Source organism: Pseudomonas fluorescens (genome assembly GCF_001623525.1).
GTDB lineage: Bacteria > Pseudomonadota > Gammaproteobacteria > Pseudomonadales > Pseudomonadaceae > Aquipseudomonas > Aquipseudomonas fluorescens_Q.
In genome coordinates this window covers 901645-916893 of record NZ_CP015225.1, presented here as the reverse complement: position 1 = coordinate 916893, position 15249 = coordinate 901645, and the positions used below count along the sequence as shown (strand labels likewise).

Genomic DNA, 15249 nt, shown 5'->3' with positions numbered 1-15249 from the left:
GGATGGATTACAAACTCAACGCTCGAATGACCGCACCTGAATCGGCTAACGGTAATGGCACGATGGTGTAACCTTCAAATAGACCAAGCACGGGTTCAACCCATTTTGCGCCAATGACGACGCAAGGTTGTGCACTGGGTCCGCCTTCACGATACACCCCCGTATCGCTATCGATTTCTCCGGGACCGTCAAAGGGGAGGAACCACTCTGCCTCGATGGGAAAGTGGTTAATCGTGGCGCGTAACTGAAGTTCACCTTCGGCGGAAGATTCAAGATCGGGCTTTATAACCATTATCGTGTTTTTATGTTGTGCCACCACATAACTTGACCATGTATTGCCGCTGTCTTCATCAGTCACGTTGATTTCATCGAAAACAAAGGCGGCCTCACCCGTAATCTCGTCAGCGGCAATATAGTCGTATCCACCGGTGGCAGGATTGGGGACCAAATCTCCACTTTCACCCGGTACCCGATTCTTTATTTCCCACGTCAATGGTCCGCCACCGATGGAGCCCGCCAAAAACGAAATGCGATCCTGCGGGTTGCACACTTGAATAACGGGATTGACCACAAGACTTTCCCTGATCACCGTTACTACGACCACACTTCGCTCGTCACTGGCCTCATCACGGGCAATGACCAGTACCTGAAGAGGGGCTGCGCCCAGCGTATGGGCCGGCGGTGCCCGGTACTCCCCTTCTGGCGTCATCCTTCCAGGATCCAAAGCGCCCGGCGCCTCTATTGTGAAACTGACTCCGGGGGCGGCCGGCGCCACCTCGAACAAAACAATTTCCCCAGGCAGTAACAGCGTTTTCGGCGCACGGATCGTGAACGAGGCGCTGGAGGAAAGAACCCGGCCAAAGTCGACATAATCCTGTGGGAGCGCCACGACTTCCGATTGCAACCGGTGGGCACCCGCCAGGTCTACATCCGCCAAAAACACTTGGGTACCGGTGGCCGTCAGGCATTCGGCGTACTGCTCGATCAACGCGGTTTTAACCGCATGCCCGATAAACGCCACGATCCGACCGCGCAGGAGTTGCGGTGTGTTATCCGGCAGGCCACTGATATACGTCACGTCCGGCGTCTGCGTGCGTGGCACAAATAACTCGGCACCCACTTCGTACGGCGCGAACTCATCGACCATCATCCGAAACACCTGCTCAAGGCTGAAGGTGAACGTCACCGTAAAAGAGGTCCATCCACCCGTGCTGCCCTGGAGCCGATAACGCAGTGGCACATCGGCCCTGGTTTGCCAGTGCTGAACGGCCCGAGTCAGTTCAAATTCGGCCGTCAGTGGCTGAGCTCCTTGCACCAGCGAGATACCAAAAGTGTCACAGCCAAAGTCGTAAAGATTGTCCTTATAATCGCGAGCTGTAATGGTCAACTCGCCCGAGGTGGCTTTCATGCCTATCACATGTCCATCGTCTTCCATCAGTTCGAAGTGATTGCTGCCAAACATGCTCAACAGTGCCCCGCCGAACGCGGCCCGATTGATCAGCCTGGACGAGAACAGCGCGGTGCTGGCGTAGTCCTTATCGGCGTCATTGGCGATCAGGTATCGGTATTCGCTCGGTTTGTAGCCGGGCCTGCCCATCGCCATGGTTTGATAAAACAGCAACGCCCCTTCGCCCGCGACCTCCCCGCTCGATTGAGTGCCCACATCAATGGACTTGATACACAGGAAAGGATTTTCCTGATCCGGGAACCTGGCCAACGGAAACACGGAACGTTCATCGGCCAAGGCTTCAAATTGCGCCTTGAAGAACTTGCCGCCAGCGACCTGTTCCTCCAGCACCGGCGAACTCGTCAGCCTGAGTTCTTCTGCCAGCGTCAGGTCCAGCACGACCTGCGCATCGCGTCCGGCTGCTGGCTCTTGGAAAGTAACCGGTTGCTCGTCTGTGACCAACTTATAAGCATTAAGTGGGCTAAAGAGAAAAATCGACCGGATAAGCTGTTGATCAATTTTTTTTTGCGTGATCACTTCTTGACCGCCGCTCACTTGCAGGGATGAACCCACGGCATTCGATACATACGACGTTGATGGAAAGGAAATCTCGGGATAACTCAATGAGCACCCGATCAAGTGATGGGTAAGCGGAGTATCCGGCACCTCGTAACTTCCGGTGATGCCATTCAGGCTTATGCCCTGGCTCAATCGGAGTGCATGGTCCTTTTGTAGCGCCTGGTTCACCGAATGACCCGACAAGGCAAACAATGCATCCCACTCGCGCATCTGGCTGGTGCCCTGCATCCAGCCTAACAGTTCGGTTACCGAATAACTGGCCATCGCTACTTTCCTCATTTAATAAATGGGTTGCAAGCAAGTCGTTATACAGATCAATAAGCCAGGCCTGTCCCGCCCTCAATCGCGGCAACACTCAGCGGCACATCGGGAATATCGAGCAAGGGCAGCGCTAGCAGTAGATGACCTTCAAGAACACCTATAACCACCGAGTCCCAGGACGCTCTGATGAACACGAAAGCCTGCGGGGCCATTTCGTCAACCTTATAGACGCCTGGGGTTTCGCTGTGCCATGAGCCGGGGCCGTTGAATTCAATACTCCACTCAACGTGTTCGGTAATATCCCTGTTATTGGCTATGGCTCTTAAAGCGACTTCTGTCAAACCTTTCAAGCTGCCAGGGGCTTGAATGGTTATCGCGGGAGTTGTCTGTGTAACCACCATGTAAACCGACGCCGTATACCCTTTATAAGTCGCCACGAGTTCATCCATCACATAGGTTTTCTCTTCGATGACTTCTTTATTCGAGACATAGGTGTAAACGCCATTATTGGATTCGATAGAACCGCTCTCCCCCGGAACCGGATTGTTGATGACCACCGTAGGCGCAGGGCTGTCCTCTTCGTCCTTCAGATAGCCAAGCTTTAACGGTACACGCTCGTCTTTATTGCAAATCTGAATCAGTGGATTGATCGTCAAGCGCGAGCGGACTACCGTCACCAAGGCAGAACTGCTGAACTGGGTAACAGGGTCGGTTGCGGTGACCCGTACACGGGTGAAACGCCCCTGGACCTGGTGCACTGCCGGAGGTGTATAGACCCCTGTGTCTTCATCGATCGTACCTACGCCGACAGCGAGACGCCGCAAGTGCTCAACAGCCCATTTCAGGCCGGGTCTTTCAGGAAAAACCTCAAAAGCATAGTGCGGCGCGCCGGCGGCAATACGGGGTTCCGGCGTGGTGATGGCGAACGTTGTTTGAGCGGGATTGATGCGACCGAACAGGCCGACATCATAAGGGGACTGTAAATTGAGCATCTGAATGGTTTCGCCGTAGTTAAGCTCGAGATTTTCCGCAATAAATCCCATCACAGCGTGGCCCGTAGGGAACTGCTCTTTGATTGCACCCTCAATCATCCCCGACGCATCCATCGTCAACAACCGAAGTAAAACTTCAGCAGCCTGCACCATCGCCAGCCCTAGCAAAAAATACAGTATAAGCGATATACTCGCTGTTTGACCTTCCAGAATCAACTTACGCTTAACGGCATTTTCAAATTCGGAAAAATCATCGCCTGGCTCAGGGACTACATCGCTTTCAACATCAAATTTTATTCTTTTTAACGCGCCGCCGGCGGCATCATCAACCAATTGATAGGTCGCCGTGACGGTTAAGCCGTAACGCAAAGTATTGCCCGGATACAAATCTATGAGCGATTGAAGTGGATGATAATTAGTTTCTAAAACATTAATTTTAGCGTTAATAGTCCCGCTACACGGCCACTCGACGCTAATCTCTTGCCCCCGCAGCGCAACCTTCAGACTTCCACTGGCCGCCAGAAGAAATTCAGGATGAACAACCTCAAGATCCGCCCATATTGGCCCTCCCACCACGGGATTCATATCCAAACGATGATTAAATGTCCCACGAGGAACCGTAATACCCCCGCCTTTAGCTGTCGCAGTAACGTCTCCGCTATCATTATCAAAAACAAGATCAAAATCATCGCTATCAATCATTTCCCCCAGCGATCGAACCAACTCAGCAATAACTACTCGGCCTCGCCCTACCAATACAGTGGCAGAGTAATCTCTTCCGGCGTCATTCGGGATCAAGTAACGAAAACCACTGTTCGCACCAGGAAAGGCTCCCTCATGTCTACCCTCCATGCGCACGAAGGCAAGCATCGCTCCCTCGCCCTCCTGGGCACCCCGCTGCGTGCGCAAGCCGAAAGAACGCGGTTGCATCATGGGGTTGCTGCCCCGCTTAATCGTGCCCAGGGTCCAGACACGCTGTTCATCATCCAATCGATTAAACAAGGCCTTGAAAACGCTGCCGGCCAGCTCTTGTTCTGTCTGGGTTTCGGCAAACGTCAAGCGAAAGTTATCGCTTTTGCTCAGGTCCAGGCGGATGTTCCCATTGTCGGCAATTTCTCCCGACACCTCGGGCAATAACAGGTCCAGGAATAAGCTCGGCCCGTCCAGCGGGTCATAATCCAAGATGCGCTTGGCATGCCACACCGTCACGTCTTTTTCGATGGAGACTTGACGACCGGCCACAACGGCCATCCGCAGATTGGCCTTCGAACTATCAAGACCGGTATCCTCGTAATGCAAACGAGGTACATCCATTACAAACTCTTGAATATATTCCCGAAAATTGCCACCAATGCCACCTGTTGCAATGGCTCCGGTAATGTACGGGATATAGCTGCCGTAACTGAACTTATCAATGTAGTTTTGAATCAGCAGCAGATTGGTTTTGTTGCGCTCCATGGCCACAATCGCATCCCATTTGCTCATGCGATCCTGATCCTTCATCCAGCTCAGAAGCTCTGCCAACGTATAGGTAGTTGCCATTGCCATACCCTCAAATGTAAAAATCAATGGTGAGCCGAGCCGTCTCGCACACTCACGACTGAGCGCTTCCTATCGAGATAAACGTCACAAAACCATCTGATCGCCAGAACAGCAAAAAGCGATTACCGAACCGTGCCCTTCAACGACAATCAGTCTTTCCATCCAAAAAATAGTGCGTTCAGGGCGCCAGAAGAAACAGCCGTTCATCCACCTTCTTATAAGTGCTGCCCTGGTCGTAGCTCAACTGAACCAAGATAGAAAGTTTTTCAGCCATTACCAACGAATCTAAAAAGCCCTTATCAAGCGCTGGCAATATATATCCAGCGTAGTATTCATCGTCGGTAAGGGGCTGCGTTTCGTCACGCATCGTATGAGTCACTACCTGGCCTGTTGCTGACGATACGCCGCTTGCCTGAATGTTTAGAAGTTGCCCTTCTGCGATGAAATACCAGCGTTCCAATTTAAAGAGCATGACTGGGTCGGTGATCTCGCTCAACTTGATAGAGCCACCGCTAAGTCTCGGCCTTTCCGCCTGGATCCGCGGCCAACCACTGTCGAAGTTTCTTATTTCCAGATCATAAAACGGTGAAGCGTGAGGAACGGCTTCATCTGGCGGCAGAACCTCGTAATGAATCAAAACATGTTTCCCCACATTCATCGGTACGGCCGTACGGGGAATGTTGAATCGCCTGTCGTTACCAATCGTGGGTGTCGTCACCACCAGCGGATCGCCAAAGCCGTCCCAGATCATGCTGACCTTGTCATCGTTGCCAATCACGGAGTCCTGCGGGATATCGATGACGGCCCCGGTCAGCACATCAGCGGCATTCACCCACCCCTTGACCACGCCCGACCCGTCGTCATCGTAAAGATTGGCCTTATCCACATTCGGTGCATACAGCTCAAGGGGGCGCCGAACCATCAGCGTCAACGCGCGCGAGCTGAACGAAGCCCCTGCCCGCGCATAGTGATAAAGCAGCTCGACAACCTTGCCGTTGTTCTCCTGTAACCAGCGGTGTTCGAGGACCAGCGTGATGATCCCGCTCTCGACCGCCGACACATCCAGCAGCGCGGTAGCGAGCAGGTTGGTGTCGCCTTGCGCATATACCGTCACCACGTCACCTGGCTGCCGGCTGTCATACAGTGGCACCTGCACGGGCAAGCCATCGGGGTGTCGTGCCGGGTCAATCGAGCCACTGTCGGCACCCGCGACAATCAGTTCGGGCAACAACGGTTCAAGGGTGTCCACTGCCGTAATGGTCTGTTCGGCGGAAGTTGATTCGGCCGTGAGCGGATCCTGTGGATCGGCGTACTGCACCTGGTACTGCATAACCCCATGACCACCGTTCTGGATCAATGTGAGTTGTGCCTTGGGCAAAGACCACTCCAGGGTTTTACCCACGTCATCGGCGCTCAATGTCCGGCGTATCGTATGGGTCGTAGGGGTCCCTCCGGTAGCGCGATGGGCCACCCAGGTGAAAGTAAGCTCATCACCTTCGGCCATCGCCTGATAAGGCGCGGTGGAGATGAGCGCGGGGCCGGCGATGGCGCTTGGGTCCACGCACAATGCGTGAGATTCCTTCATCTGCGCCACAGGCAAGCTCAGAATACTGACGCGCTTGCCCACATAAAAAAACAGACGCCGGGACTCTTCCCCCAGCGGTCCGCCATCCGATTGCCGATAGGAGTAAAACACTTCGCCCTGATCCAGGCCGATGAGTTTGGCGTTCTCAATCACTATCGGCATTCTTGGATGACCATTCTCGTCATGTTCCAAACGGTCATCGACATCCTGGTAGTTGGTTTCATCGATCGCTTCGCCCAACGGGCTGCGCCCTCGCCAGTTGGGTTCGATCCCATGACCTATTGCAAGTCCTGGATACTGCACATAGGTCAACAAGTCGTCTGTTCCCAACACATCCAGATCAATCACGTTATCGCGACCGAGTAGCGGAATGTGGGGAGCCGGCGGGGCATCTTTTGTATTCATGGGTTTGACACCCTCGTTGAGTTTTCATGCAGCGATAAAGACGTTTTACCCCTGACCGATCGCGCCGACCACTATCAGAACTGTTAGGTTACCGGCGCTCTGCAGTCTGTTACCGTATCGACAACTCACCGTAGCCCTCCCGTTAAAAAGCGCCGTTCATTATGGCTATCGCGGCAATGTCATGACCGACGATTATGTCGACTACAACGCTATTGCATTGCACCAAGGCGTCGAGCCCATGGGGAGCTTTAATAAATGGGTTGCAAGCAAGTCGTTATACAGATCAATAAGCCAGGCCTGTCTCGCCATCAGTCTCGGCAACACTCAGCGGCACATCGGGAATATCGAGCAAGGGCAGCGCTAGCAGTAGATGACCTTCAAGAACACCTATAACCACCGAGTCCCAGGACGCTCTGATGAACACGAAAGCCTGCGGGGCCATTTCGTCAACCTTATAGACGCCTGGGGTTTCGCTGTGCCATGAGCCGGGGCCGTTGAAGTCAATACTCCACTCAACGTGTTCGGTAATATCCCTGTTATTGGCTATGGCTCTTAAAGCGACTTCTGTCAAACCTTTCAAGCTGTCAGGGACTTGAATGGTTATCGCGGGAGTTGTCTGTGTAACCACCATGTAAACCGACGCCGTATACCCTTTATAAGTCGCCACGAGTTCATCCATCACATAGGTTTTCCCTTCGACGGCTTCTTTATTCGAGACATAGGTGTAAACGTCATTATTGGATTCGATAGAACCGCTCTCCCCTGGAACCGGGTTGTTGATGACCACCGTAGGCGCAGGGCTGTCCTCTTCGTCCTTCAGATAGCCAAGTTTTAACGGTACACGCTCGTCTAAATTGCAAATCTGAATCAGTGGATTGATCGTCAAGCGCGAGCGGACTACCGTCACCAAGGCAGAACTGCTGAACTGGGTAACAGGGTCGGTTGCGGTGACCCGTACACGGGTGAAACGCCCCTCGATCTGACTCGCTGCCGGAGGTGTGTAGACCCCTGTGTCTTCATCGATCGTACCTGCGCTGACAGCACGACGCTGCAGGTCTCCAACAGTCCATTTCAGGCCGGTTCTTTCAGGAAAAACCTCAAAAGCATAGTGCGGCGTGCCGGCGGCAATGCGAGGTTCCGGCGTGGTGATGGCGAACGTTGTTTGAGCGGGATTGATGCGACCGAACAGGCCGACATCATAAGGGGACTGTAAATTGAGCATCTGAATGGTTTCGCCGTAGTTAAGCGCAAGATTTTCCGCAATAAATCCCGACACAACGCGGCCCGTAGGGAACTGCTCTTTGATTGCACCCGCGATCATCCCCGACGCATCCGTCGCCAACAAATTAAGTAAAACTTCAGCAGCCTGTACCATTAACAGCCCAATCAAGATTAACAGCTTGCCTATTAAATCCGCTATTGGATCTACTGGATCTGCCAAACTCAACTTACGCTTAACGGCATCGCCAAACTTAAAAATATCAACACCCGACTCAGGATCTACATTGCTTTCAACATCATACCTTATTCTTTTCAACGTGCCACCGGCGCCATCATCAATCAATTGGTAATACGCCGTGACGGTTAAATGGTAATACAAGCTCTTGCTCGGATATATATCTATTAGCTCTTGAAGCCCCTCATAATTAGTTGCTACGACATTCATGCTAGCTCTAACAGTCCCGGCACATAGCCACCGGACGCTGATCTGTTGCCCATGCAGCTCAACCTTCAGACGTTCACTGGCCGCCAGAAGAAATTCAGGATGACTAACCTCAAGATCCGCCCATATTGGACCCAACAGGGTGGTCATCTCCAAACGATGATTAAATGTCCCACGCGGAATCTTAATCCCCCCCCCTTTAGCCGTCACGACAATATCTCCGTTATCGTCATCAAAAACATAATCAAAATCATCGCTATCAATCATTTCCCCCAGCGATCGAACCAACTCAGCAATAACTACTCGGCCTCGCCCTACCAATACAGTGGCAGAGTAATCTCTTCCGGCGTCATTCGGGATCAAGTAACGAAAACCACTGCTCGCACCAGGAAAGTCTCCCTCATGTCTACCCTCCATGCGCACGAAGGCAAGCATCGCTCCCTCGCCCTCCTGGCTACCCTGCTGCGTGCGCAAGCCGAAAGAACGCGGTTGCATCATGGGATTGGTGCCCCGCTTAATCATGCCCAGGGTCCAGACACGCTGTTTCTCATCCAATCGATTAAACAAGGCCTTGAAAACTCTGCCGGCCAGCTCTTGTTCTGTCTGGGTTTCGGCAAACGTGAAGCGAAAGTTATCGCTTTTGCTCAGGTCCAGGCGGATATTCCCATTGTCGGCAATTTCTCCCGACACCTCGGGCAATAACAGGTCCAGGAATAAGCTCGGCCCGTCCAGCGGGTCATAATCCAAGATGCGCGTGGCATGCCACACCGTCACGTCTTTTTCGATGGAGACTTGATGACCGGCCACAACGGCCATCCGCAGATTGGCCTTCGAATTATCAAGACCGGTATCCTCGAAATACAAACGAGGTACATCCATTTCAAAATCTTGAATATATTCCCGAAATTTGCCACTGGTACCACCTGTTGCAATGGTTCCGGTGATGGCCGGGATATAGCTGCCCAAATTGAACTTATCAATGTAGTTTTGAATCAGCAGCAGATTGGTTTTGTTGCGTTCCATGGCCACAATCGCATCCCATTTGCTCATGCGATCCTGATCCTTCATCCAGCTCAGAAGCTCTGCCAACGTATAGGTAGTTGCCATTGCCATACCCTCAAATGTCAAAATCAACGGTGAGCCGAGCCGTCTCGCACACTCACGACTGAGCGCCTCCTATCGAGATAAACGTCACAAAAGCATCTGATCGCCAGAACAGCAAAAAGCGATTACCGAACCGTGTCCTTCAACGACAATCAGTCTTTCCATCAAAAAAATAGTGCGTTCAAGGCGCCATAAGCGCTTGCCCACATAAAAAACAGACGCAGGGACTCTTCCCCAACGGTTCGCCACCCTCGTTGAGTTTTCATGCAGCGATAAAGACGTTTTACCCCTGACCGATGGCGCCGACCACTATCAGAACTGTTAGGTTACTGGCGCTCTGCAGACTGTTACCGTATCGACAACTTGCCGTAGCCCTGCCGTTAAAAGGCGCCATTCATTATGGCTTTCGATGACTCATTGAGGTGTGCCCCCATGAGTGCCGATACTTCCGTTCCCTCCAACGCATTCAACTTCATGCAGTCGCTGCAAAGTGGCGTTGACCCACGTACCGGGCAATACCGGATATCCCTCGACTTACCCGAACTCAAGGGCAACGATTTGCGCGGCCCGGGGTTTTCGCTGGCATTGGCTTTCAGCGCTCTCAACACAACGGACAGCGGCTATGGCATCGGCTGGAATGTGCAGCTGTCCGAATACGATATGAACAAGCAGGTTTTATCCACGAGCACAGGCGAACGCCACACCGTGACCGCCAATGGCGTGGACGGGGAACTGCTGATGGAGACCAAAAAACTCGACAGTTTCCGATTCTTCGAATACACGCCATTTCAAGATAAGAAACAGTTCATGCTGGTGCACAAGACCGGCACCGTGGAAATTTTGCGAGAGCGCGGCATGGGTAGCGACCGCGTCGCCGTTCCGATCGAAATCTATAGCCCCCTGGGCCACAGGCTGGTCCTTGCCTATACCTCATTCAACGGACACACGCTGCTGCAATCGGTCAACGACGACGCGGGGATCCCCTTGTTGAGCGTGCGGCGCGACGCCGGCAAACTGGATCTGGATCTCTACCCCAATGTCGATGAGGCGCTCCCTGCGCGGGCGCGCTATACGATGACTTTCGACTCGGGCGAGCTGAAATATGCCCGCACCATTGCCCTGCCTGCCGATGAGTCCGGCCAACGGGGTTACTGGCGATTCGACTACACGATCAAACATGGGCACACCGTGGTGACCAAGGTGGAAAACCCGTTGGGCGGTAGTGAACTGATCGTCTATGACAGCGAACATAGCTTCCCCGGCCCGTCAGGCCGCTACCTGCCACGTGTCAGCCGTCACGAGATTTATCCCGATGGCGCCCCTGACAACCCGGACAAGGTGCAAGTCGAATACACCTATCCGGATGATAAGAACTTCCTGGGCAACACCTTGCCGATCCAATGGGGCACCGACAACAAGGACCCGCTGATCTATCAGAGCGGTACTTACGACTACAGCACCGTGGAAACCCATTACCTGGCGGGAAAAGCTGTGCGCAGTGTCAAACGCACGTTCAACCGTTTCCACTCGCTCATACTCCAGACCACGACACAAGGTGACAACATCCAGGAAACCGAAACCGTTTACCCTTTGCGCAACGGCTCGGTGCTGGATCAACCGAATACCTATCAGTTGCCTACGCAGGTGATCAATCGCTGGCGGCTTAAAAGCAACCCGACACGTCAACGCGCAGAAACAGAGACCTACACCTACGACAGCTCCGGCAATGAACTGACCCACGTTGAGGCCAGTGGCATCACCACCACCAACGTCTACTATCGCGCCTCTGGCGAAGAGGACTTCCCCGATAACCCTTATGGGTTTGTCTGCAAAGTCAAGAGCAGCACGGTGACGCCCGCACCGGACCACGAGCCGGCCCCGACCGTGCGGACCCACTACCGCTACATCGAAATACCTCCACTGGCCAGGACCCCGCTCGCGAGGCCCGTCACGCTCGACGAGCAAGTTCTGGTTCAAGTGCACGATGCCGGCACCCCCCAAGAACGAGAGGAGACGTTGCAGAGCACCACCTACCAATACTGGACTGACCTGAACGACCCTTTACGTCATGGTCAATTGTCGCGGCAGGCTGTACGCCTCAATGGCGCCACCACCTACACTGATACTGATTACAAAAGACTCTTCGGCGTCGACTTCCCCGAACCCGCCATCCAGCTCACCACGACCTTGAGTACCGATTTCGACGGTGTCAAGAAAGTCAATATCGAGCAAACTTCGGCACTGACCGGAAAGCTCTTGTTGTTGCACTCGAGCGACATGGAAATCAGCTATGAGTACGACAAACTAGGACGGCTGGTTCGTGAAACCACGGCGCCCCGAAGCAGCGAATTCAAGGCTGTACGCACCTATCGGTATTTCCCTTCTGCCGGCGTGGGGCACTTCAGTGGGCGAGATGCCGTCAACACACGTGGAATCACCACCCGAACTCAAATTGACGGACTGGGACGCCAGATTTATGAAGAGCGCGATAATGTCAGCGAAACCAACCCCACGCGCGTCGAACAAACCTGGAAGGCTCGTTACAACGGTTTGGGCGAGCTGATCGAAGAAACCCGCTACGATTATTTTGAAGGACGCTCCTTCGCCTACACCACCACCTATGAGTATGACGACTGGGGCGAACAGTCCTGTGTCACTGGCCCTGACGGTGTGCAGGCCCACACCGAATTCAACCCCATCGGCATCGCCGTCGGTCACCCATCTCCCTGGAACGGTCTGGTGGAGACCCGCTGGCGGCAAGGCCCTGGCCACTCTCCGATGATCAGTGGCAAAAGCGAGACCCGCATCAACTCGCTGGACAAACCGGCGCAGACAGCCAGCCTCGATGCACAGGGCCAGGTGCTTGCCACCCGCACTTACCAGTACGATGGCCAGGGTAACTGCACACAAGAGGTCGACGAACTCAAACGCAAGACGCTTTACAGCTATGACCCCTGGTCCCGCATGGTCACCACCACCTTGCCGGACCAGTGTGTGGTATCACGCGAGTATGCCACCCATAGCCGCTCGGAACTGCCCACGGCACTGTGGGTGAAACCCGCCTCCGGCAGTTCACCCGACCCCGTGTTGATCGGCACCCAGACCTTCGACGGCCTGGAACGCCTGACCGAAACCCAGACCGGCATGCGCAGCGAAACGCTCGGCTACATCGACGATCAGTTGCAACCCAACACGAGAACCACCGCCGCCGGCGCGGTGATCACCTATGAATACAAAAACTTGCAACTGACCGATCAGCCCACCGCCATTCATTCGCCCGATGCACAGAGCGCCTTTGACTACCACCCGGTCTCGGCTCGTCTGGTCAAGGCGCAGAACGAGCAAGGTTCGCGTCACTACGAATACGACATCACCAACCAGGTGCGCAGTGAGCAATGGGTCGATGAGCAGGGATTGTCCTGGGAAACCCAATACATCAGCACATCGGGTGGACAACTGCGCAAGCGCTTGGATATCAACCACCTCAACACCGTCGAAAACGTCTACGAATACGACAGCGCGGGACTCGTTACGCGCAGCGTTCAGGGTAGCCTGGAAGCGACATTCGAATACGATGCTCTCAGTCGCTTGAGCAAAACCACCAGCGTTGATACTGACGCCAACACCACGCTCATCACCGAGTTGACGTATGACGATCAGGATCAGGAAATCCTGCGGACGATCACATTGCCGGGGCATTCGACACGGACCATCGAGCAGGTCTGGTATCCCGACGGGCAGCTCAAGTCACGTCATCTGCAAGTCGAGGAGGCAGGCCTTCTGAACAGCCTGCTCCTGGAGGCGTTCGACTACGACGACCGTGGCCGCTTGAGCGTCCATACCTGCTCGGGCCGGGATTTGCCCAAGGATGAAGCCGGTCGCGCCATCGAGCAACAAATGTACGTTTTCGATGACCTGGACAACATCACCCTACGAGTGAGCCAGTTTTCGGGAGGGGCCAGCGAGGTCAACGAATACTTCTACGCCGACGACGACCGCTGTCGCCTGGTCAGGATGACCCGCAGCCTCGATGGAGGCCCCACGCAGGAACAGACCTTCGACTACGACGATAATGGCAACATGCGTAACGATGAGCAGGGGCAATTGCTGCGCTACGACAGCCAGAGCCGCCTGCTGGAAGTGCGCTCCGTCAGCCAGCAACCGGTCATGCAATACCAGTACGATGGGCATGATCGCCTGATCAGTTCCCAGGAGGGTACCCAGGCGAAATCCTTGCGCCTCTACCAGGGTGACGAACTGAGCTATACCGTCCAGAGCGCCGCACAGACCCACTTCTTCACCGCCGCAGACCAGGTCCTGGGCCAACACCAACCGGGTGATCCGTCGAAAAACCTGCTGTTGTTCACCGATGCCAATGGCAGTGTACTGGGCGAATGCCAAGGTGCCGCGTTACGCGCCGCTATCTATAGCGCCTACGGCGAGCGCAGCAGCGAAGAACCGTTATTGAGCGTTCGGGCCTTCAATGGCGAGGTGCGGGAAAGTAGCAGTGGCTGGTACCTGCTGGGCAACGGTTATCGCGCCTACAACCCGGTGCTGATGCGCTTTCACAGCCCGGACTCCTTCAGCCCTTTCGGTGCCGGTGGCGTCAACCCCTACTGCTATTGCCTGGGTAACCCGATTCGCTTCAAGGACCCGACGGGCCATGTGAGTTCGGTCTCGCGCATGAAACACCCGGATGAGGATCGGGTTCCGGGCGCGTACAAACGAAGTAAAAACTGGGTCACTGTCGCTATCAGCGCCGCCGTGACTGTCGTTGCGGCTATCTTTGCTGTCATTACCTGGGTCCCCACAGGCGGTCTGAGTGGCCTGGCATTGGCTGCCGCTGTGATTGCTAACGTAGCATCAGTGACTGCCGTAGGTTTGGGGTTCGTTACTACGGTGATCAAAGCGGCAACACCCGATGATAATGAGGACGCTTTGCTGGTGGGCCAGATATTGGACTACGCGGGCATGGGAATTAGCTTGGTTGGCGCTGTCGGTGGTTACACTATAGGACGCGCTCTAGCAAACCAGACGTCTAAGTGGTCCAACGCGCTCGTCATGAGCGGGGCCGCGGAACTCCCACCTACACCCGTGCCAGTGGAAATACCCAGAGCGGTACTGAGGCGTAACCTGCCTTACTATCGCAATTCAGCCAAGGTGAGTTCGGCAGGACAAACTGCAGCGCCCCCTTCTCCTCCCGCTCCCCCTCCCTCGCCGAAGCCGCAAGCACATGGGCTTGGCAACCCGCAAAGAACTTTATTAGAGCAGATTAAAGAGGGGGTAGAACTCAATAAAACCGGCGGTCCTCAGAACAGGCCCATTGCAACTGCGAAGGACCAGCTCGCCGTCGCAGTGGCAGCAAAAAGAAAAGGAGCCAGCGTTAACGCCGCTGCTAACGCGGGAAATGTGCTCGGTGAAAAAACATTCGAAACAATATTGGGGGCCAGCGGAGCACCGAAACATCTGAAGAACACATTTTTGATCGAGTTGATCAATGAAAATTTGAGAATTGCGTGACTCCCCCCCTCACTCACCTGAACACCAACCTGACCGAGAACACCTCGGTCTCGGTTGGTGCCTGCCCCCCCCGAAACATTCTGTTCCACCTCCCTGACACCCCACGCTCACAATGAGAACTCTCTCATATCCCGCCCCCACGCCGCTTCTT

General features: G+C 54.4%; 5 protein-coding genes. 1 reads left to right on the top strand and 4 read right to left on the bottom strand.

What is annotated here, in order from left to right; all coding sequences use genetic code 11:
- Window positions 1-7: 7 nt before the first annotated feature.
- The 4 genes from TK06_RS03915 to TK06_RS03895 all read right to left on the bottom strand — a co-directional run bounded on the left by TK06_RS03915 (window position 8) and on the right by TK06_RS03895 (window position 9581).
- Window positions 8-2290, bottom strand: coding sequence for a hypothetical protein (locus tag TK06_RS03915; protein WP_063320912.1), 2283 nt, complete (start codon window positions 2288-2290; stop codon window positions 8-10).
- Between the two features lie 50 nt (window positions 2291-2340).
- The gene (locus TK06_RS03910) at window positions 2341-4821 is read right to left on the bottom strand and encodes a hypothetical protein (protein ID WP_063320911.1); all 2481 of its coding nucleotides are present in this window, start codon (window positions 4819-4821) and stop codon (window positions 2341-2343) included.
- Between the two features lie 178 nt (window positions 4822-4999).
- Window positions 5000-6811, bottom strand: a complete 1812-nt coding sequence (locus TK06_RS03905) for a hypothetical protein (protein WP_153044819.1) — start codon at window positions 6809-6811, stop codon at window positions 5000-5002.
- Window positions 6812-7094: 283 nt separating this feature from the next.
- A complete protein-coding gene (locus TK06_RS03895) occupies window positions 7095-9581 on the bottom strand; it encodes a hypothetical protein (RefSeq protein WP_063320908.1) in 2487 nt (828 codons plus the stop codon).
- A 429-nt stretch (window positions 9582-10010) separates the two neighbouring features.
- Between TK06_RS03895 and TK06_RS03890 the strand changes: the two genes are divergently transcribed.
- Window positions 10011-15098, top strand: a complete 5088-nt coding sequence (locus TK06_RS03890) for an RHS repeat-associated core domain-containing protein (protein WP_063320907.1) — start codon at window positions 10011-10013, stop codon at window positions 15096-15098.
- The last annotated feature ends 151 nt before the right edge of the window (window positions 15099-15249 follow it).